Raw genomic sequence first — 20369 nt, 5'->3', positions numbered from 1 at the left:
ATGGAAAAGAAGCAATACCAGCTTGGAGATATCGTGCAAATGAAAAAGCCCCATCCGTGTGGGACGAATGAAATGGAAATCATCCGAATGGGGATGGATATTCGCATTAAATGCGTAGGCTGTAAACATAGCGTTCTGGTGCCGAGAACGAAGTTCGAAAGCAAGCTTAAAAAGGTGCTTCGATCCAATGCCGGCATCGAAGAACAATCTTCCTGAGATCTAAGAGAAAATACTTGCGAGAGCCTGACTTTTTTGATACAATAAGTCCTGTTCTCACTTTTGTGGAAAGGTACCCAAGAGGCCCAAGGGGGCTGACTCGAAATCAGCTAGGCGTCGCGAGGCGTGCGTGGGTTCGAATCCCACTCTTTCCGTACCGTACATAAAAAACGAACAAGAGCCTTCTACGTTGAATCGTAGGGGGCTTTTTATTTTTGGAAAACAGCTCCAATCAAGCGGATAAAAGAAATGAGCTGGAAGCAAAATAATCCTCAGAAGTAAGAGCTTGCTTTGGCAAATCGAAAAAGTGAGCGTAGAGAATAAACAGAAGGAGGTAAGAGACTATGAAGATCTGGTTATTGATGGCTTTGGCGCTTTCTATAGCTGCCACAGGCTGTTCTAAGAAAGAAGGAACAACTACAACAAGTCCAAGTCCAACAGTGACCGTACAGCCCTCTCCAGGCGCTCCAACGGCAACAGCGGGGACTAGCGGGACAACAGGTGGTGGGGGCGCAGCAACGACCGCTCCGAGCCCGGGTGCAACGAATACTCCGACTAATAATACGCCGCCGCCGGGTATAACGAAAGAACAAGTGGATCAGATCAGTATGAGCAGCACCTATGACGATCTTGTAAAATTGACAGGCTCGAAAGGTAAATTGGTGAAAGAAGAAAACGGGAAGAAGTCCTATGAATTCGCGATATCTAATCAACCTGGTTATTATTTGGCCGTAGTATATTTCTCAGATGGAAAAATATCCGAGAAAAATGTCTACCAGAAATGAAAACAACGTCACGCTCTGCAAGTTCCGGCAGGGCGTGGCGTTTTCCTTTTAAAGGCTTCGGGGTAAAATAATTATTCGTATTTACTTCGATTTCGAGAGTTTACAGAAAAACGGTCGATGGCATATCCGACCAATGCCCAGGTCGCTATAGTGAGCGCATAAATAACAAACATTTTAACCATGGATACCTCGTAGATGTTGGTAAAGACGGAGGCGAACCATGCAGGTACACTTAGGGCATAAAAGATCATGTATATAGCATCGTGATCATGGAACATGTAATGAATAACGCACAAGGCCGCACCTATAAAGGTAAACAGCCAAGTAAAGGTAGTTGTTTGCATGGCGCAGTCTCCTTGAACCTTAGATTACTGCTTTAATCTTTTGTGATGCCACTTGCGATTATGGTTACTCGTTTCCGGGAATACGTCACCTCTTTTCAAGGTAACGATTTTGGGGTTTGTAATGCCCATGTGAAACGCATTTTCGCCAACCTCGATATACTCCCCGTCATTTGGCACATGATCGCCGGCATTGAAATGTGTCCATTCGCCCACTGTGATCACCTCACTTTATCAATATCACTCATATCTAGAGTACCCATGCCGAGAGGATACATGTACTTCTCAAGTTGCCAGCTTCATCCTATATCATCGTTTGCGACAGGAGCTTGTAATCTGTTAACGAATTTGCTATAGTATTTAGGTGCGAGTTTTGAATAAGAATCCTCGCTCCTTGCTCCTGAAGCTTTTATTAGCTTGATTAGGAGCCGCTTAGACCAAAAGGAGGTGAAATACATGCGCAAATATGAATTGATGTACATCATTCGTACAGATGTTGAGCAAGAAGTTGTTCAATCTACGGTAGAAAAGTTCCAAGCTATCATCACGAACGGTGGGGGAGAAATCTCCAAGCATGACCTGATGGGTAAACGCCGTCTTGCGTATGAGATCAATAAGTTCCGTGACGGGCACTATGTGCTGGTACACTTCAACGCAGAACCTGCTGTTGTAGCTGAACTTGATCGCGTAATGAAGATTTCGGACGAAGTTATTCGTCACTTAATCGTTAAAGACGTAGCGTAATGCATGCCAGTATTTTCGTCAGGAGGGATTTACCATGTTGAACCGTGTCATTCTTATCGGCAGGTTGACCAGAGATCCAGAGCTTCGATATACGCCAGCCGGGGTTGCTGTAACCCAATTTACACTTGCTGTAGACCGTCCTTTCACGAATTCTCAGTCGAGAGAGCGTGAGGCCGACTTTATCAATATCGTAACGTGGAGGCAGCTTGCCGAGACGTGCGCGAATTATTTGCGTAAAGGTCGTTTAACAGCAGTGGAAGGCCGCATTCAGGTGCGCAATTACGACAACAATGAGGGCAAGAAAGTTTATGTGACCGAAATTGTTGCTGATAATGTACGTTTCCTAGAATCGAGTAACAGTGCCGGTAATCGTGAAGAAGGTGCAGGGTCATCTAACGCAAACGCTAGCTACGGCGGCGGTGGCGGAGGCAACCGAAGCGGTGGATCGCGCGAGCAGCAGGATCCTTTCATTGATGACGGAAAACCGATCGACATTTCAGATGATGACTTGCCATTCTAAAGTAGAAAGGACTGAGAGACACAATGGCTTTCCAAAAAAGAGATAACAATGGTGATGATCGCGGCGATCGCAAATTTGCTCCTCGTGGTAAAGGCGGTAAAGGCAAACGTCGTAAGGTTTGTTACTTCACTGTAAACAAAATCAAACACATTGACTATAAAGATATCGAAACGCTTAAAAAGTTTATCAGCGAGCGCGGGAAGATTCTTCCTAGACGTGTAACTGGTACTTCCGCTAAGTACCAACGTGCTTTGACGATTGCGATCAAACGCTCCCGTACAATCGCGTTGCTGCCTTACACAACGGAATAAGCTTTCACAAGAACAGTCGGGAAACCGGCTGTTTTTTTGTTTTGTTTAATTTGAAATATACGGAGCAGTTTATGGAGCTAGTTCTTGCAAAAAATCCGCCGCGGTAGCGACTTATTTAAACCATCCTTTTTTTCTAAACCACATAAACATTCCAAACCCAATTCCAAACATGGCAGCTAACGTTACAAAGTATCCCCATTGCCATTTCAATTCTGGCATGTTATCGAAATTCATTCCATATATTCCAGCAATGAATGTCAAGGGCATGAAGATGGTCGTAATAACAGTTAATGTTTTCATGATGGTATTCATTCTGTTGGAATTCAGGGAGATGTAACTATCCCTCAAATCAGCCGTCATGTCTCTGTTAGAATCAATCATTTCAGAGAGCTTTAATAGATGGTCATAGACGTCTGTATAATAGTGTAAAAGCTCATTTATACCCTCGATTCGTTCAGAATTAAGGGTCCGATAAAGAAGATCTCTCATCGGCACAATGGTTCTTCGCAATTTTAATAGCTTTGAGCGAATTTCAAAAATGTCTTCCATTAGTGCTTGGGTGGACTTCGAATCAACGTTATTTTCGATTTCGTTCAATTGATCTTCGATTTGATAGACACTGGGGAAATATTGATCTACTAACTTGTCCATAACCACATAGGAAGCATACAAGTGGCCTTTATCAACGCCCTTTTTCTGCTCGATTATTCTGCACCAAGCATCCTCAATCTCCCTCGAATGATTTAAATGAAAGGTTACGACAAAGTTTTTCCCTAAAAATAAGTCCACTTCTTCAGCAGCAAGCGTTTTTTGATTTATGGCATGCATAACGAAAAAATGTGCATTTTCATAGTGATCTAATTTAGGTCGCTGCAGTAAATGAAAGCAATCTTCAATAGCAAGTGGATGAAAGTTAAAATGTTCTTCCAAAAGTTTGGATTCCTCTTCACTCGGTTGGTTAAAATCAACCCAATACCATTTAATGTTGGAGTCCGAAAGCTGAGTGATTGGAATATCTTTTATTACTTCTAAATCGTACGTAATTGCTAATGAACGAATCATTATTAAGATCGGACTCCTTAAATTATCTGATGGATTATCTATCTTTTTTAATTTTATCATATTTTAAAATATAGAAGAATGAAACAGTTCTCCTGTACTTTGTACATTTGTCAACTAGATGAACCGGATAATTCGCGGCTATATGTCAAATAAAAGAGCACCTCCGTCCACTTGTGATACGAGCAGACGGAGGTGCTCTTTTCATTTAATTCGGATTGGCCTACTTGGTGTATGGAGATCATTTTTACGTTTTTTTTATACGAAAGCTATAGATTCTTTACACCCTTTTTATACAGCCCGGCGTTACAATGGTTCAGGAAAGGGGGGTGATCGTTATGTATAGCGATTTTTTGCTGATAGCTGCGCCGACCAAGGCAGGCGAGGACTTTATGAAGCAAGTAAAGTTGGTTGGTCCACCTTTTATTGCTTTAACCAACAATAAGATGGACCGACTCAAGCTAGAAAAGCAGGGAGTTAAACAAATCATTCAAGTGGATACAGCGGAATCGGGGTCGCCCGTCATTCCCAACTACCCAATCGGAAACGTCATTCTATTCGAGGAGAGCTTGCCGTTATGCTGTCGCTATATCCAAATATGCCGTGGTTGGACTTCCAGACCGATTTATGTCATTACCCAAAGCGTAAATCCAAGATTGATCTACAAAGGGCTTGGTGCGGACTATGTCATTTATTCTAAAAATGGTGATGTCAAGTTTCTGCTATCATCCCTAAAATCATAGATTCTGTCTGAATTCTGAAGGAGGTGTGATATGTACAACGATGTAACGATAGTTTTATTAATCATAATAACATTTCTAGGGTTTTGGGGATTTTCTAAATATTGTGAAAAAGCGTAAGTTCATGCTTTCAATGAGGGTTTTGGAAAAAACGCGTAGGAGGCAATCATATGATTGTTATTGGACTAATTGCATTTGCCATCATGGTATATCTCGGTTTTGTTTTAGTGAAGCCGGAGAAATTTTAATTGTAGAATATGAGCTTATGTAAGCAGGAGGAGAGCCTACTATGGGTATGGGAGTGTTACAGGTAGTCATCACACTGGGTCTTATCATGCTTTTGGTGAAGCCTGTAGGAAGTTACTTGGTGAAAGTATTTGGGAATGAAAAGAGTGGCCTTGATCGTGTTTTTGCTCCTTTTGAGCGGGTAACCTATCGCATCATGGGTGTTCGAGAAGATGAAGCGATGGGTTGGAAGAAGTATGTAGGCTCTGTATTGTTAGTCAATTTTGTGATGTTGCTTCTGATTTATGCAGTATTTCGACTTCAAAAATTTCTGCCGCTTAATCCGGATGATATCGGTAATATGCCTCCGGCTTTAGCATTTAATACGGCTGTTTCTTTTATGACCAATACGAACTGGCAAGCGTACAGCGGTGAAAATACGTTGTCGTATCTTTCGCAGATGATAGCCATTACGTTCCCGATGTTTACATCGGCGGCAACCGGATTCGCTATCGCCGTCGCATTCACACGCGGTCTAGTTGGCCGTCAAGATAATCTCGGAAACTTTTACGTGGATTTGACCAGGGCGATTACACGCGTATTTCTACCGCTTAGCTTCATTGTTGCTTTAGTCTTAGTTTTTCAAGGTGTTCCGCAAACATTGCTTGGAGCCGTACAAGCTACAACATTTGAAGGCGCTCAACAAACCATTACCCGTGGCTTGGTTGCTTCACTGGAATCCATTAAGCATATCGGAACTAACGGCGGTGGATGGTTTGGTACGAACGCTGCGCATCCATTTGAAAATCCGACGCCAGTGACCAACTTAATCCACATTATTTGTATGATGCTGCTGCCGACATCATTGGTTTACGCATTCGGCTTGATGATCAAGAATAAGAAGCAAGGTTGGACAATCTTTGCTGCGATGGGCATTATCTTCTTGGTTATGGTCACTACAGTGTTCTATGCGGAGTATAAAGGTGTGCCTGCGGTAGATGCTTTAGGCGTACAGAGTAACATGGAGGGTAAAGAGGTTCGATTCGGACCGTCCGAATCAGCCTTATTTACAGCAGTAACCACAGCTGCAACAACAGGCAGTGTAAACAATATGCATGAATCACTTACACCGCTTGGGAGTATCGTCCCCTTTGCAGAAATGATGCTGAACAATGTGTTCGGGGGCAAAGGAGTCGGCTTGCTAAACGGCTTGCTTTACCTGATTTTATCTGTGTTCATTTGTGGACTTATGGTTGGTCGTACGCCCGAGTTTTTAGGTAAAAAGATTGAAGGAAAAGAGATAAAGTTGGCGGCCATCGCGATTCTGATTCATCCGCTCATCATTTTGGCACCGACAGCTTGGGCGCTTATACGCCCTGAATCTATCGCTTCTATTTCCAATCAAGGCCTTCATGGTCTTTCGGAAGTGCTGTATGCATTCACATCGGGTGCAGCGAATAACGGTTCTGCCTTTGGTGGCTTGAGCGCCAATACGAACTTTTACAACTTGGCTATTGGGTTGGTCATGCTGGTTGGGCGTTACATTTCAATTATTGCGATGCTGGCCATTGCCGGTTCTCTTGCTATGAAGCGGGTTGTTCCTGTAACGACAGGCACACTTCGCACGAATACACCTTTATTTATGGGGATTTTGATCATGATTATTCTAGTTGTCGGTGCTCTAACGTTCTTCCCGGCGCTGGCATTGGGGCCGATTGCTGAACATTTGGCTGCGCGTTAAAGGATAAACATAACAGAGAGGGAGGGTTTACATGGCTGTGGAACGTAAAAAAACAATGACAAAGGAAATTATGAATCAAGCTATCGTTGATTCGTTCAAAAAATTAAATCCCTGGGTGATGATGAAGAACCCGGTTATGTTTGTGGTTGAGGTAGGTACGGCCATTACGCTCCTACTTTCAATTGCACCAGATCTATTTGGCTCAACGGAAGCCGGGCGGGGCTTCAACATCGCTGTGTTCTTGATCCTGCTCTTTACCTTGCTTTTCGCTAACTTCGCTGAAGCTTTGGCGGAAGGGAGAGGTAAGGCACAAGCAGATTCGCTGCGTAAAACGAAATCCGATACGAAAGCTCGCTTGGTTCAAAAGGATGGTTCGTATAAGGAAATATCTTCGACTTCTCTCCGTAAGGGAGATGTGGTTCGTATTGAAATCGGAGAGATCATCCCTTCCGACGGCGAAATCATCGAAGGGTTAGCTTCCATTGATGAATCAGCCATTACAGGTGAATCCGCTCCGGTTATTAAGGAAGCAGGGGGCGACTTCTCATCGGTTACAGGCGGTACGCGGGTAGCTTCTGACTATATCGTTGTCAAAGTGACGACGGATCCCGGCGAATCGTTCCTAGATCGAATGATTGCGCTCGTAGAAGGTGCCAAACGGCAAAAAACGCCGAACGAAATTGCTTTAACAACGCTGCTTGCTGTATTGACATTGATCTTTTTAATCGTCATTGTGACCATGGTTCCTATGGCGCAGTATTTGGACGTGAAATTGGAGATTTCCACATTGATTGCACTGCTGGTCTGTCTGATTCCGACGACAATCGGCGGTCTCTTGTCAGCTATCGGTATTGCTGGTATGGACCGTGTAACCCAGTTTAACGTGCTTGCGATGTCAGGGAAGGCGGTTGAGGCGGCCGGCGATATCGATACGATGATTCTGGATAAAACGGGGACGATTACCTTCGGGAATCGCATGGCTTCAGAATTTGTGCCCGTGAATGGGGTGCCTGCTACAGACATTACTTTTGCAGCCCTACAAGCGTCTGTGAAAGATGAAACACCAGAAGGACGCTCGATTGTGGAGCTTGCGAATAAACTTGGCGAGTCTTGGCAGGCAGGAGCATATGAAGGAGCAGAGGTGGTTGAGTTCTCTGCTGAAACGCGTATGTCCGGACTTAATCTAGTAGATGGCACACAAGTACGTAAAGGTGCGGTTGATGCGATCAAAAAATTTGTAGCTGCAGAAGGCGGCAAAATACCGAATGATTTAGAAACGATAACGAACCGAATCGCAAAAGCCGGAGGCACTCCGCTGGCTGTAGCGGTGGGCGAGCGGATTTATGGCGTTATTTACCTCAAGGATACGGTTAAGCCGGGACTCAAGGAACGATTTGCCGAGCTGCGTGCAATGGGAATCAAAACAGTGATGTGTACAGGGGATAATCCACTGACAGCTGCGACGATTGCTCTCGAGGCCGGTGTAGACGAATTTATTGCTGAGGCGAAGCCGGAAGATAAAATTGCTGCGATTAAGAAAGAACAGCAAGAAGGTAAACTCGTAGCCATGACTGGCGATGGAACGAATGACGCTCCTGCGCTTGCACAGGCTGATGTCGGACTAGCGATGAATTCAGGAACGATGGCTGCCAAAGAGGCTGCGAATATGATCGATCTTGATTCCGATCCGACCAAGCTGCTTTCTGTGATCTCCATTGGTAAACAACTGTTGATCACCCGCGGAGCTTTAACGACGTTTTCCATTGCTAACGACATTGCCAAATACTTCGCGATCATTCCTGCGATGTTTATTCTAGCCATGCCACAGCTGCAAGCTTTGAATATTATGAATCTGGCCTCGCCAGAATCGGCCATTTTATCAGCGCTTATTTTCAATGCTATCATTATACCCCTGCTGATTCCAATTGCAATGAAGGGTGTGAAGTACCGAGCGATGTCGGCTGATAAATTGTTGTCACGCAATGTGCTGCTATATGGGATCGGCGGTGTGGTTGTGCCATTCATCGGAATTAAAGTCATTGATATGGTGCTTCATGGTTTAAACATCGTATAAAGAAAAGCGAGGAGATAGCGTTATGAAATCGGTTTTTATAGCCATTCGTGTGTCCTTATTGTTCATGATCGTCTGTGGGCTTATCTATCCACTTGCAACGACAGGTGTTGCTCAAGTTTTGTTCCCTAAACAAGCAAACGGAAGTCTCATTGAATCGGGTGGCGTGTTACTCGGATCGGAATTGCTTGCCCAAGGCTTTGAGTCGCCGAAGTTGTTCCATCCAAGAGCATCTGCTGCCAAGTATGATCCTACTGCATCATCGGGCTCCAATACAGCGGTGGCCTCAAGCGATTATGCTGCGGCAATGGCTGAGAAAATTGATATCTTGAAGAAAGAAAATCCTGATCTAACGGAAATTCCGGCCGATCTAGTCACTGTCTCCGGATCCGGATTTGATCCAGACTTGTCTCCGGAAGGGGCTAAGGCCCAAGTGCCGAGAATCAGCAAAGAAACAGGGATCTCCGAGAAAAATCTCAATGCTCTCATTGACCAACTTACAAAAACGCGCCAACTCGGAGTTTTCGGTGAGCCCAGGGTCAATGTGATCCAATTAAATATGGAACTGCTCAAGCAAGTGAAATTGTAAGGTAAGCAGGCAACCACTCTCTATATGGGGAGTGGTTGCTGCGTCATTTTAGCGATTAGGAGAATGATGCCATTTGGATGATTTCAAAAGGAAAACCCCTGAAGAGATCCTGTCGTCGATTTCCAAACTGCATCGCGGCAGCTTGAAAATTTATATCGGTGCAGTCAGCGGCTCAGGTAAAACCTATCATATGCTTCGGGAAGGGCATAATCTCAAGCAGCAAGGGATTGATGTGGTCATTTGCGCCGTATCGACGCTCAAGAGGCCGGAGACCGTGGAACAATTGGGGGATTTGGAAAGAGTGCCGAGCATTCATTGGATCAAAGAGGGAATCGAGCAGAAGGATCTTAATTTGGATGCTTTGCTCGAAAGAAACCCGGAGGTTGTCCTTGTAGACGGGCTAGCCCATATGAATCGTTCGGCTGCTCGCTTCCCAACAAGGTTGGATGACATCAAGTTTCTACTCTCACACGACATTAGTGTCATTACCACGGTGAATGTGTATGAACTGGAAGAGGCGATGAAGGTTGCTTATAAACTAACAGGTATTGAAGCGGGCTACTGCGTTCCTTCCGATACGTTAGAACTGGCAGATGAGGTTAGATTAATTGATGTGACGCCGGAAACGATACTAAATCGATTGGAAGAAGGTCACTTAAAGGGAAATAAAGATTCAGCCTTATTCAAGCGAGGCAATTTAGGTGTGTTGAGAGAACTGGCCCTTCGTCTTGTTGCGGAAGACGTCAATGATTCTTTGGAAGCACATCGCGAACAAATGGGCGTTCTGGGTCCATCCGGGGCGACAGAGCGAATTCTAGTAGCAACCCAGTACCATTGGAATGGTTCCATTTATGTACGCAGAGGACAACAGATCGCAAAGCGATTGAATGGCGATCTGCATGTGGTAACACTTCGTAAATTCAATAAAACAATTACGAAAGAAGCAGCGACTTTTCGTAGATCCATCATGAAGCTTGTCGAAAAAGTCGGCGGCAAATTTGAAGAGCTGCCTCTTCGAAACCGCCGCTGTATCCCTCAGGCATTAGTTAACTATGCGATCGATCATAAAGTAACACGTATTGTAATGGGTCATTCGAGACAAACCCAATGGCAGACCTTTTTACAAGGCTCTGTTATTAATGGCTTGCTAAGAAGAGTGAAAAATATCGATGTGTTCTTGGTGGCAGATCGTGCTTCTCAGGAGGGCGAACGTATTCTCCCTGCCCATATGCATTCGTCGAAAGAGCCCTACAAATATAAACGCCTGAGCAATCAGGAAGTCCAAGCCAAAATCGAAAAAATCAAACGCGGCCGTTTTAAAGTCTACATCGGAGCAGCCCCTGGCGTAGGCAAAACGTACACGATGCTGCGGGAAGGCAATGATCTGCTTAAGAAGGGTATCGATGTGAAGATTGGCTTACTCGAAACCCATGGGAGAAAAGAGACAATTGAGCAGATTGGTGAACTTGAGATCATACGGCGGACCGAGATTCAGTATCAAGGTGTAAGGTTTGAAGAAATGGATACAGAAGTCATCATCCGTGAGCGTCCTGAAGTGATATTGGTTGATGAGTTAGCGCATTCGAATGTTCCTGGCAGTAAGCATAAAAAACGGTATGAAGATGTGCTGGACATTTTGGAAGCGGGTATATCGGTTATCGCAACGGTTAATGTTCAACACTTGGAAAGCTTAAATGATGCAGTAGAACATATTACAGGCATTCGGGTTCGGGAAACCGTTCCAGACAGTATTCTTCGTACAGCCGATGAAGTGCAATTAATCGATGTTGCTCCTGGGGCCTTACAGCTTCGTATGAGGGAAGGTAAGATTTATGCGATGGTAAAAGTAGATCAAGCTTTGAATAATTTCTTTAAAACGGGGAATCTAATCGCCTTACGGGAGCTAGCGCTGCGCGAGATTGCTGATGATGTCGATGAACGCTTGGAATCTATGGAGCGCAAAAACTCTCTTCGTGGTCCATGGCGAAGAAAAGAAGTTATTTACGTATGTGTCACGGAAATCTTACAAGCCGATCGTCTAATCCGTCGGGGCTTTCGGATCGCGCATCGATTGAAAGCTGTTTGGCACGTAAGATTCATTGCGATGGGAAATACGGATGACTGGGAAAAAAGCCTAGAGGCTCTAGAGAAGCTGACCGTTAGGTTGGGGGGTGAGTTTTCCTATGAAGAGGTGGAGAGCCGCAAACAAATACCAGTGGTATTTGCTTCTCAAGCAAGCAGGGCGGGAGCCACTCAAATCATCGTGTGGAAAGACCCTTTGGTCAAGAAACTGTTACCGCTCGCCAATCAAATGGATGTACTGATTATCTCTGATTATGATACGTGGCAAACATCGGGAAATAAGGTAAAATGATCACATGATAAATAAAACAAACGGGTTGGTAAACTGGAAATCATACGTTATTACAGCTCTATGTATTGCTGCTGTGACCTTAGTTTTAAAAGTTTTTGCCCTCTATTTGGGCTTAGTGAATATTGCTCTTCTCTATCTATTCCCTGTTCTTTTTAGTGCTGTTCGATGGGGGAAAGGCACCTCCTTTTTTGCTGCGACGATTGGGGTGTTATCGTTTGATTTCTTATTTGTGCCTCCTGTTTTTAGTCTTACAGTCGCAGATTTACGTTATTTGATTTCATTTCTTGTATTTTTATCCGTCGCGGCTCTTACAGCAAGCTTGGCTTCGAAGCTGCGGAACCAATTTCATCAAGCGCAGAAAAGAGAAGCAAATACGGCCGCTCTGTATGAGCTCAGCCGGAAAATTACGGCGATTTCGGATTTGGACATTTTGCTGAATCAGATTGTGCAGCATGTATCTGATACGCTTAACGCGAAAGTGGCTATTATTATGCCAAACCCAATGGGGGAACAGCATGTAGAAGCCTACTCAAAAGATGGAGTAGACTGGGCGAAGGATGAATCCCACTTGCCCATCGCTGATTGGGTATACAAAAATAACAAGCGAGCAGGCCGAGGGACACAATCTTTGCGGGAGTCATCGGATCTTCACGTCCCCTTGGAAACGGATCACCAAGTTCACGGTGTATTAGCTGTATGTGTTGGGGATAGAGCCATGTCGGATATGTCTGAGCTTATTCGGATCGTCGAAGCGCTCTCGGACCTAGTAGCCGTTGCGATATCTCGCGTGAAACTTGCCAATGATGCGAAAGTGGCGCAGCTGACTGCCGAATCGGAAAAACTGCGAACTGCGTTGCTGGATTCCCTTTCCCATGAATTGAGAACGCCGTTAGCAACGATCATAGGCTCAGTAACCGGATTATTAGAAAGTGAAGCCATCTTTAGTCCTGATGACCGGCGAGAGCTGCTGCTTACGATTCGTGAGGGATCCAAGCGGATGAATAGGCTGGTAGGCAACTTACTGGGCATGGTGCGTATTGAAAGCGGCATGCTGCGGTTAAATAAGCAGTGGTGTGATATAGAGGATATTGTGGGCGTTGCTCTTGCGCAGATGAAGGATTCTTTAGAGCAAAGAAAGGTAAGCATTCGACTGGCCTCGGATCTTCCTTCTATCCCTCTGGATGAAGTTCTTATTGAGCAAGTTTTGATCAATGTGATCAGCAATGCCATCAAGTATTCGCCTGAAGGCAGCGAAATTGGGATCGAAGCGGCACAGCATGGTGCGATGCTTAAATTATCCATTATGGATGAGGGGATAGGGATTTCTCCTCGCGATCTGGAGCGGATATTCGAAAAGTTTTATAGAGGACATTTAACCAAACATATCCCTGGAACGGGACTCGGGCTTGCTATTTGCAAAAGCATTGTGGAAGCACATGGCGGGCAAATTACGGCGACGATTAACGGAAGTCGCGGAACTGCCATTCACATAGACTTACCGCTACTACTCGCTGAGAGAGAAGGGGAAGGGCATGACAACTTCAGGGGCGAAAATTTTACTTATTGATGACGAACCACAAATACGTAAATTATTGCGAGTTACCTTACAGGCGCATGGCTTTGAAGTGGCTGAAGCCGCCACGGGACAAGAAGGCTTGCTCCAGGCTACCATGGTTCGGCCAGATCTTACCGTATTAGACTTAGGATTGCCTGATATGACGGGGATGGAGGTACTTCAGCAGATTCGTGAATGGTCTCAAGTTCCAATCATTATTCTGACTGCTCAAGATCAGGAACAAGATAAGATTACTGCGTTAGACCGCGGTGCGGATGATTATGTGACGAAACCGTTTGGTATGGGCGAATTCATGGCCCGGATGCGTGTTGCTTTGCGCCATATCGCCAAAACGCAGGATGAACCTGTGTTGAAACTAGGTAATCTAGTCATTGATTTATCCCAACGCAGTGTAGAACTTAATCACGAGAAACTGAAACTCACTCCGACGGAATATGATTTGTTGAAGGTGCTGGCGCTAAATGCAGGGCGTGTCATGACACATCGTCAATTGCTTAAGCAAGTCTGGGGCGGTCAACAATATGAATCGGATAGTCAGTATCTGAGAGTGTATGTCGGTCACTTGAGGAAAAAGATTGAGGTCGACCCGACAAGTCCAAGATATATTCAAACGGAGCCGGGGATTGGATATCGATTCGCTTGGCAGGAGTGAGCGGTGATCGAAAGGAAAATAATGGTGTTTCTTGAAAAGCCTTGAGAGGATCTAGTCTCAGGGCTTTTTCAGTCGCTATAGCATATCATGACTAAGTATGAACGGGAATTAAACTACGCGTTTTTCCAGCGGATTGTATGAATGGCATGTGCCGATTTATTAAATCACCTCTGTTTATTGGCTTTTTATTTGTTTCTCCCTCTTTTTCACCCTCAATTCTACCCTATTTACTCAAAAAACAGCATTTTCGCAAAAATCGTAATGTTAAAATTAATAACACAAAATGTTCAATAAAATAACATAGAATTCGCAGGCTAATGGGTGTTTTTGTAAGAATAGGGTTGATAAGGTATTGTGAAAATATCCTTAATTCGAATCTAAATGGATCACATGTGCCAGTGATATTTCCAAACTATTCAATCTTTGAGTGCAACAGTTGCCCTCTATGTATTCAATCGAGCTAAGTAAAGTGAAATGCTCCTTACTGCGGTCAATTCAATTAAATAACCTAGAATATAAGGTTATTTTGACATTTAACGAGTGTGCAATATTTCTCGGAGAGCAAGTGTTTTTTCATTTATTTTCAGCATGATCTGAGTGTGAAAAGCTTCAGCTGCTATTCGTTGTTAAAAATAAACGACTAAAATTAGTTGAATTTAGAGAGAAAATATACGTGTTAGAAATTCTAACAAAATCTAAATAATCGCTATTTACAAAATATTTATGATATATTAACTGTCATAAATTATGTTTTTATGATTTATTTAATAACCTACTTAAATTGGTAATGTCATATAACATGACAAAGTAATTGAGTTGAATCCGGAATCCAAAATGTAACACAGCGACTCAAGTGATTTGAGATTAACCGGAGCTGAAGAGGGTTTTCTTTTCTTATCTGCTTTTGTGTTATAATTGAATGTATAGCCTTTATTGGTTAGGGGAGATGACAGTTGCCGAATAGGGAAAAAGACGTAGACCTAGCGAGGCGGGCCAAAGTCATTGAATGGCTCAAAACCGAAGTCGTAGACCACGTTGCACACCTGCTCAAAGGGATATGGGAGGGCAGCCACATCAAGATTGTGGACGGGTTGGCTAGCTTGATCTCCTGCGGGTACATATTAGGCAGAAGGCTGGGGATCTCGTATCGGAGTTTGGATGAGGCCATCGTGGAGAAAATGAAGAAGCACCGCGAAAGCGGCCATCAGCTCGAAGATTGGTATGGCGACATCTCATCTTTGGAAGAACATTTACGTAAGAGGTGATCCCGGTTGGGGAATCGAAGTTGGCAAGGTATCTTATGGAGTGTAGTAACCATCGTGTTGCTGCTATCTTTAATGACTCCTTTCGTTATTTTTACGGTTAGTTTTTTAATGATTCCAGTGCTTATGTTATATGTGAAATCAAGTACGAAACGTTTTGCCATCTATTATGTAGCAAGCTTGCTGGTTGTGTATCTGCTTACCGGATTTCATGGGATGTTCCTCCTATCGGTGTCGTTATTTTTCTTACCGCCTGTATTGGTAATGGGAAATTTATATAAACGTAAAGCAGCTGCGCGCACGGTGCTTACAGCAGGCACAGTGACGGTATTGGCTGAATCGCTAATAAGCCTTTTGATTGTTTATACGCTTGGGTTTGACCCGATTGCCAAGTTCAAACAGTTTATGAACGAATACGTAACGAATATGCCTCCGGCATTAAGAGACTTGCTCCCTAAAGATCAGGACTGGTATGTGAACCTGATGGTGCAGGTCATTCCCCTGTATCTGATCTTCTTCGCGTTGTTCTATGCCTTTGTCTCCCATGGCATCAGCCGTTGGCTTCTGAACAAGACAGGTGAAGGCATACCGGGGCTTCGTCCGATGCGAGAGCGCATGCTGCCGAAATCGTTTGTATGGATTTACTTAATTGCTTTCGTGATGGATCTATTCATTGATCCGAAGTCGACGTCGATGATTGCTACTTTACTTATGAATCTACTTCCGCTATTAGCGCTTGCTTTTGCTATCCAGGCAGTGTGTTTTCTATTTTTCATTGCTCACGCGAACAAGTGGAAACCGATCCTGCCGTTTATTGCGATCCTGTTAGTTTGCTTCATGCCTCCATTCTTGTTTGTATACAGCTTATTAGGGGTATTTGATGTTGCGTTTCCAATCCGAGATCGGTTTAAGAAAAATTTATAGGATTAGGAGCTAGTACGAATGCCGAAGTTCCTTTTAAAGCGGTGGCATGGCCTTCACATCGTTTGGCTTTTCGTCCTGCTCATCGTATTGACCGCGATTATTTTTGCTTATCAGTGGTGGCTAGGTTTGACGTCATTAGTCATTTGCGGCGTTCTGGCTTATTTCACACTGCAAGCAGAGACAGCTTTTCGCAGAGAGTTGAATGCCTATGTAGGAACGATCACGCATCGGGTGAAAAAAGCGGGCAATGAAGTGATGAGCGGACTTCCGATCGGAATTATTTTATATAATGAAGAGAAACGAATTGAGTGGCACAACCCGTTCGTGGCCAAAATGTTGGATCAGGAATCTGTCATCGGAGAGTCGATTTATGAGCATTTTCCTGATTTAAAGAGCAAGAAAGAGAAGACCGAGAAGCTCGAAATCACCATTGGCAAGTTAATTTATCAGGTGTGGGTGCGCTCGGAAGAACGGCTGCTTTATTTCCGTGAAATTACGGAGCAGGCGAATCTTGCGAAGAAATACGAGGACGAGAAGACGGCAATCGGCATTGTGATGCTGGACAATTTGGACGAAGCGACACAAGGGATGGATGACCAAACTCGGAGCATTATGCTTGCGAAGGTGACAGGCGAGATTACTGAATGGGCGCAAAAGCACCAGCTTTATCTCCGCCGGACGTCATCGGATCGCTTTCTGATCCTGATGGATCAGCGCGGTCTTCGCGAATTGGAGCAGACGCGATTCGAAATTCTGGATGAAGTGCGCGATTTGACGATCGAGAACAAGCTTCCCATGACGCTTAGTATCGGCATCGCATCAGGCTCGGAGCAATTAATGGAGCTTGGTCAGATGGCACAGATGGGGCTGGATATGTCACTTGGCCGCGGCGGTGATCAGGTTACAGTTAAAGTGGGACAGCGCCTTTCTTTCTACGGCGGACGAACGAATGCGGTAGAGAAACGAACGCGTGTTAGGGCTAGGGTCATTTCTCATGCATTGCGTGATTTAATGAAGGAAAGCGATAAGGTAGTCGTCATGGGGCACCGTTTTCCGGATATGGATTCGGTTGGCGCGGCGATCGGTGTGCTGAAGGCTGTCCAAGTTGTAGGCAAGGACGGCTACATCGTGCTCGAAGGTGTGAATCCTTCTATTCAGAAGCTCATGGAAACGATAGAAACCGACGAGCGTTTATATCGCTGGTTCATTACACCGGAGCAAGCCATGCAAATCATGACGCAGCGCACATTAGCGGTTGTTGTAGATACGCATAAAGCCTCGATGGTTGCGGAGCCTAAGCTCTTGCAGCAGACTCACAGAGTCGTTGTCGTCGATCATCATCGCCGAAGCGAGGAGTTCATCCACGATGCAACGCTTGTGTATATGGAGCCCTATGCGTCATCAACGTGCGAGCTGGTGACCGAGCTGCTGCAATATATTAATGAGAAGCTGACAATGGAAGTTCTCGAGGCGACCGTGCTGCTCGCAGGAATTGTCGTCGACACGAAGAGCTTTAGTCTACGGACAGGTGCAAGAACATTCGAAGCAGCCTCCTATTTACGCCGAAATGGAGCGGATTCCAGCCTGATACAGCGTTTGTTAAAAGAAGACCTCGATTCTTATATCGAAAAAGCGGAAATTATCAAGCATACGGAAACGATCTTTGAACATGTGGCATTGGCAGTAGCTGAGCCGAATCGCAAATATTCTCAGTTGATGATTGCGCAAGTTGCTGATACATTGTTGAATATGACGAATATTATGGCCTCCTTTGTAATTAGCGAACGTGTGGATGGCCTCATTGGGATTAGCGCCAGGTCGCTGGGGCAAATGAACGTTCAGCTTGTCATGGAGCGCTTGGGCGGAGGCGGGCATCTAACCAATGCGGCCACTCAGATGGAAGGCACCTTAGAGGAAGCAACGAGACGATTGAAGCAAATACTTAATGAAATGCAGGAAGAGGAGGGACTTTTCGAATGAAAGTCATATTATTGAAGGACGTTAAGGGCCAAGGTAAAAAAGGTGAAGTGAAAGAAGTATCCGAGGGCTATGCAAATAATTTCCTATTTGCTCAAGGACTTGCTTCGCCAGCAACACAAGGTACAGTGAAAGTGCTGGACAATCAGAAGAAAGCGGAACAACGCCGCAAGGATCAAGAGAAGGCTGATGCTCAGGCATTAGGAGAGAAGCTTGGCGAAATGACCGTAACGATTAAGGCAAAAGCCGGCGAAGGCGGACGTCTATTCGGAGCGATTACGAGCAAGCAAATTGCAGAAGTGTTGGAAAAACAGAAAATCGTGATCGATAAGCGTAAAATCGTGCTGGAAGATCCGATTCGTACGCTTGGCGTCACGAAGGTCCCTGTGAAGCTGCATAGCGAAGTTACAGCTACTTTGAGCGTGCAAGTCATCGAAGAGAAGTAAGGTAAAGTTAGCTTTTTAAACGACATTAACTAACAAGAGAGGCGGGTGCGAAGTCATGAGCGGAGATAATATGTTTATGGATCGTGTCCCCCCACAAAATATAGAAGCCGAGCAGGCCGTGCTCGGCGCTATTTTGCTTCAAGGCGAAGCGTTAATTACCGCCATGGAGCGGGTAACGAGCGACGATTTCTACCGAGGTACGCATCAGCGTATCTTCGAAGCGATCGTCGAGCTTGCCGAAGAGCAGGAGCCCGTCGACCTGATTACGCTGACAGCGCGTCTTCAAGACAAGCAGCAGCTTGAGGAGATCGGCGGTGTGACGTATCTTTCTCAACTCGCTAATGCCGTTCCGACGGCGGCCAACGTGGACTACTACGCGGCGATTGTCGAGGAGAAGTCCATGCTGCGCCGTCTCATTCGCGCAGCAACGGAAATCGTCTCCAACGGCTATGCCAATGCAGACGACGTGGGCGGCATGCTCAGTGAAGCGGAAGCGCGAATTCTCGAGATTTCGCAGCGCCGCAGCTCGAGCGGCTTCGTCGCCATTCGCGACGTGCTCATGGAGGTGTTCGAGAAAGTCGAACATCTCTACTCGCATAAGGGAGGCTCCACAGGAATCCCTTCGGGCTTCGTGGACCTCGACAAGATGACGTCCGGCTTCCAGCGATCGGACCTTGTCATCCTGGCCGCGCGGCCGTCAGTCGGTAAAACCGCCTTCGCGCTGAATGTGGCGCAAAATGTGGGCGTGCGTGCCAAGGAAACCGTCGCGATCTTCTCGCTCGAGATGGGCGCGGCGCAGCTCGTTCAGCGTATGATTTGCGCCGAAGCTAATGTCGATGCGAATCGGATGCGGACGGGTTTCCTCGAAGGCGACGATTGGGAGAAGTTGACGATGGCCATCGGCGCACTGTCGGAAGCGAACATCTACATCGATGATTCACCATCGATTACCGTCGCCGATATCCGCGCGAAGTGCCGCCGCTTGCAGCAGGAGAAGGGGCTCGGCATGATCCTCATCGATTACCTGCAGCTGATTGCCGGCCGCGGTAAAGGCGACAACCGCCAACAGGAGGTCTCTGAGATCTCCCGTACGCTGAAGCAGATTGCCCGTGAGCTGAATGTGCCGGTGATTGCGCTCTCGCAGCTTAGCCGGGGCGTAGAGCAGCGTCAAGATAAACGTCCGATGATGTCTGACCTTCGGGAATCCGGTTCGATTGAGCAAGATGCCGACATCGTAGCGTTCCTCTACCGTGACGATTACTATGATAAAGAATCCGAGAAGAAAAACATCATCGAGATCATTATCGCTAAACAGCGTAACGGTCCGGTAGGAACAGTAGAGCTAGCATTCTTGAAGCAATTCAACAAATTCGTAAATATGGATCGAAGCCATCAAGAAGTGGCAGCCGGGCAATACTGACGGCTGTCATTTTTTCATTTCAGAGCAGGTAATCGCAGCTTAACCTATTATTATGTTCAATTTCCGAACGATTATACGGGCACTTGTATAATTGTTCGTTATTTATTGACTTTGCTTAGGGGGACTGCTACACTAAAGACGGTGAAAAAAACCTTGAACGAAAGGCTCCAAGACAGTAGGCAGCCTCGAGTAAAGGTCGTTTTTCATGCCGAGAGGTAAGTTAACTTAAGGACGCTGAGGTCAGCGGGTTTATGTGAGCTTACGTGTTCCTTTGCGGTGAGTAAGCCCTCTAATCGGGTCTTCACAGCTTGATGGCCTGCGTGTTAAGAGGTAGTTGCATCGCCAAAGGGAAAGTAGCGCGGACTTGACGCTTTAGTGCTTTAATGAAGTCCAACT

Annotated in this window: 21 protein-coding genes and 1 tRNA gene; 19 read left to right on the top strand and 3 right to left on the bottom strand. The window is 45.4% G+C overall.

All coding sequences use genetic code 11. The features are described 5' to 3' along the window. The 3 genes from ABRS97_RS10570 (at nt 1) to ABRS97_RS10560 (ending at nt 1001) form a co-directional block, all read left to right on the top strand. Nucleotides 1–216 (top strand): DUF951 domain-containing protein, encoded by a 216-nt coding sequence (locus ABRS97_RS10570; RefSeq protein ID WP_367813564.1) that lies wholly within the window; start codon nt 1–3, stop codon nt 214–216. 67 nt (nt 217–283) lie between these two features. Continuing rightward, a tRNA-Ser gene (locus tag ABRS97_RS10565) sits at nt 284–371 on the top strand. Between the two features lie 189 nt (nt 372–560). Next, on the top strand, nt 561–1001 hold the full coding sequence (locus tag ABRS97_RS10560) for a hypothetical protein (RefSeq protein WP_367813563.1): 441 nt from the start codon (nt 561–563) through the stop codon (nt 999–1001). Between the two features lie 71 nt (nt 1002–1072). Here ABRS97_RS10560 and ABRS97_RS10555 read toward each other — a convergent pair whose 3' ends face one another. Together ABRS97_RS10555 and ABRS97_RS10550 are read right to left on the bottom strand one after the other, a co-directional pair. Next, nucleotides 1073–1345 (bottom strand): hypothetical protein, encoded by a 273-nt coding sequence (locus ABRS97_RS10555; RefSeq protein WP_367813562.1) that lies wholly within the window; start codon nt 1343–1345, stop codon nt 1073–1075. A gap of 24 nt (nt 1346–1369) precedes the next feature. After that, the gene (locus ABRS97_RS10550; RefSeq protein ID WP_367813560.1) at nt 1370–1558 is read right to left on the bottom strand and encodes a YjzC family protein; all 189 of its coding nucleotides are present in this window, start codon (nt 1556–1558) and stop codon (nt 1370–1372) included. 240 nt (nt 1559–1798) lie between these two features. Here ABRS97_RS10550 and rpsF point away from each other — a divergent pair, with 240 nt between their 5' ends. From rpsF to rpsR, 3 genes are read left to right on the top strand one after another with little or no spacing between them, the layout of a single operon-like run. Further along, nucleotides 1799–2086, top strand: coding sequence for a 30S ribosomal protein S6 (gene rpsF / locus ABRS97_RS10545; protein WP_367813559.1), 288 nt, complete (start codon nt 1799–1801; stop codon nt 2084–2086). Between the two features lie 34 nt (nt 2087–2120). Continuing rightward, nucleotides 2121–2606: a single-stranded DNA-binding protein gene (gene ssb, locus ABRS97_RS10540; RefSeq protein ID WP_367813557.1), complete on the top strand. Its 486-nt coding sequence runs from the start codon at nt 2121–2123 to the stop codon at nt 2604–2606. A gap of 23 nt (nt 2607–2629) precedes the next feature. Then, on the top strand, nt 2630–2917 hold the full coding sequence (rpsR, locus tag ABRS97_RS10535) for a 30S ribosomal protein S18 (RefSeq protein WP_367813555.1): 288 nt from the start codon (nt 2630–2632) through the stop codon (nt 2915–2917). Between the two features lie 111 nt (nt 2918–3028). Here rpsR and corA read toward each other — a convergent pair whose 3' ends face one another. Further along, nucleotides 3029–3979: a magnesium/cobalt transporter CorA gene (corA, locus tag ABRS97_RS10530; RefSeq protein WP_367813554.1), complete on the bottom strand. Its 951-nt coding sequence runs from the start codon at nt 3977–3979 to the stop codon at nt 3029–3031. Nucleotides 3980–4314: 335 nt separating this feature from the next. Here corA and ABRS97_RS10525 point away from each other — a divergent pair, with 335 nt between their 5' ends. The 13 genes from ABRS97_RS10525 (at nt 4315) to dnaB (ending at nt 19973) form a co-directional block, all read left to right on the top strand. Continuing rightward, on the top strand, nt 4315–4719 hold the full coding sequence (locus ABRS97_RS10525; protein ID WP_367813552.1) for a hypothetical protein: 405 nt from the start codon (nt 4315–4317) through the stop codon (nt 4717–4719). A gap of 167 nt (nt 4720–4886) precedes the next feature. Continuing rightward, entirely contained in the window at nt 4887–4964 is a 78-nt protein-coding gene (locus ABRS97_RS10520; RefSeq protein WP_082562338.1) for a potassium-transporting ATPase subunit F, read from the top strand. 47 nt (nt 4965–5011) lie between these two features. Beyond that, nucleotides 5012–6682 carry a potassium-transporting ATPase subunit KdpA gene (kdpA, locus tag ABRS97_RS10515; RefSeq protein ID WP_367813643.1) on the top strand — a complete coding sequence of 557 codons (1671 nt, stop codon included), beginning with the start codon at nt 5012–5014 and terminating at the stop codon, nt 6680–6682. A 31-nt stretch (nt 6683–6713) separates the two neighbouring features. Then, the gene (kdpB, locus tag ABRS97_RS10510) at nt 6714–8756 is read left to right on the top strand and encodes a potassium-transporting ATPase subunit KdpB (RefSeq protein ID WP_367813551.1); all 2043 of its coding nucleotides are present in this window, start codon (nt 6714–6716) and stop codon (nt 8754–8756) included. A gap of 22 nt (nt 8757–8778) precedes the next feature. After that, nucleotides 8779–9342, top strand: coding sequence for a potassium-transporting ATPase subunit KdpC (gene kdpC / locus ABRS97_RS10505; protein ID WP_367813549.1), 564 nt, complete (start codon nt 8779–8781; stop codon nt 9340–9342). A 73-nt stretch (nt 9343–9415) separates the two neighbouring features. Continuing rightward, on the top strand, nt 9416–11716 hold the full coding sequence (locus tag ABRS97_RS10500; RefSeq protein ID WP_367813547.1) for a histidine kinase: 2301 nt from the start codon (nt 9416–9418) through the stop codon (nt 11714–11716). A 4-nt stretch (nt 11717–11720) separates the two neighbouring features. Further along, entirely contained in the window at nt 11721–13283 is a 1563-nt protein-coding gene (locus ABRS97_RS10495; RefSeq protein WP_367813545.1) for an ATP-binding protein, read from the top strand. Beyond that, a complete protein-coding gene (locus ABRS97_RS10490) occupies nt 13249–13944 on the top strand; it encodes a response regulator (protein WP_367813543.1) in 696 nt (231 codons plus the stop codon). Before ABRS97_RS10495 ends, ABRS97_RS10490 begins: the two co-directional genes overlap by 35 nt. A 953-nt stretch (nt 13945–14897) precedes the next feature. After that, on the top strand, nt 14898–15209 hold the full coding sequence (locus ABRS97_RS10485) for a MazG-like family protein (protein WP_367813542.1): 312 nt from the start codon (nt 14898–14900) through the stop codon (nt 15207–15209). A 6-nt stretch (nt 15210–15215) separates the two neighbouring features. Further along, nucleotides 15216–16130, top strand: a complete 915-nt coding sequence (locus ABRS97_RS10480) for a DUF2232 domain-containing protein (protein ID WP_367813541.1) — start codon at nt 15216–15218, stop codon at nt 16128–16130. 18 nt (nt 16131–16148) lie between these two features. Beyond that, nucleotides 16149–18110, top strand: coding sequence for a DHH family phosphoesterase (locus tag ABRS97_RS10475; protein ID WP_367813539.1), 1962 nt, complete (start codon nt 16149–16151; stop codon nt 18108–18110). After that, nucleotides 18107–18553, top strand: a complete 447-nt coding sequence (gene rplI, locus ABRS97_RS10470) for a 50S ribosomal protein L9 (protein ID WP_367813537.1) — start codon at nt 18107–18109, stop codon at nt 18551–18553. Before ABRS97_RS10475 ends, rplI begins: the two co-directional genes overlap by 4 nt. Nucleotides 18554–18608: 55 nt before the next feature. Beyond that, entirely contained in the window at nt 18609–19973 is a 1365-nt protein-coding gene (dnaB, locus tag ABRS97_RS10465) for a replicative DNA helicase (protein ID WP_367813535.1), read from the top strand. Nucleotides 19974–20369 lie beyond the last annotated feature (396 nt).

The organism is Paenibacillus tabacirhizosphaerae, assembly GCF_040812395.1.
Lineage (GTDB): Bacteria > Bacillota > Bacilli > Paenibacillales > NBRC-103111 > Paenibacillus_E.
Note: the sequence above shows the minus strand (reverse complement) of the source record. Positions and strands in the feature narration are given on the sequence as shown.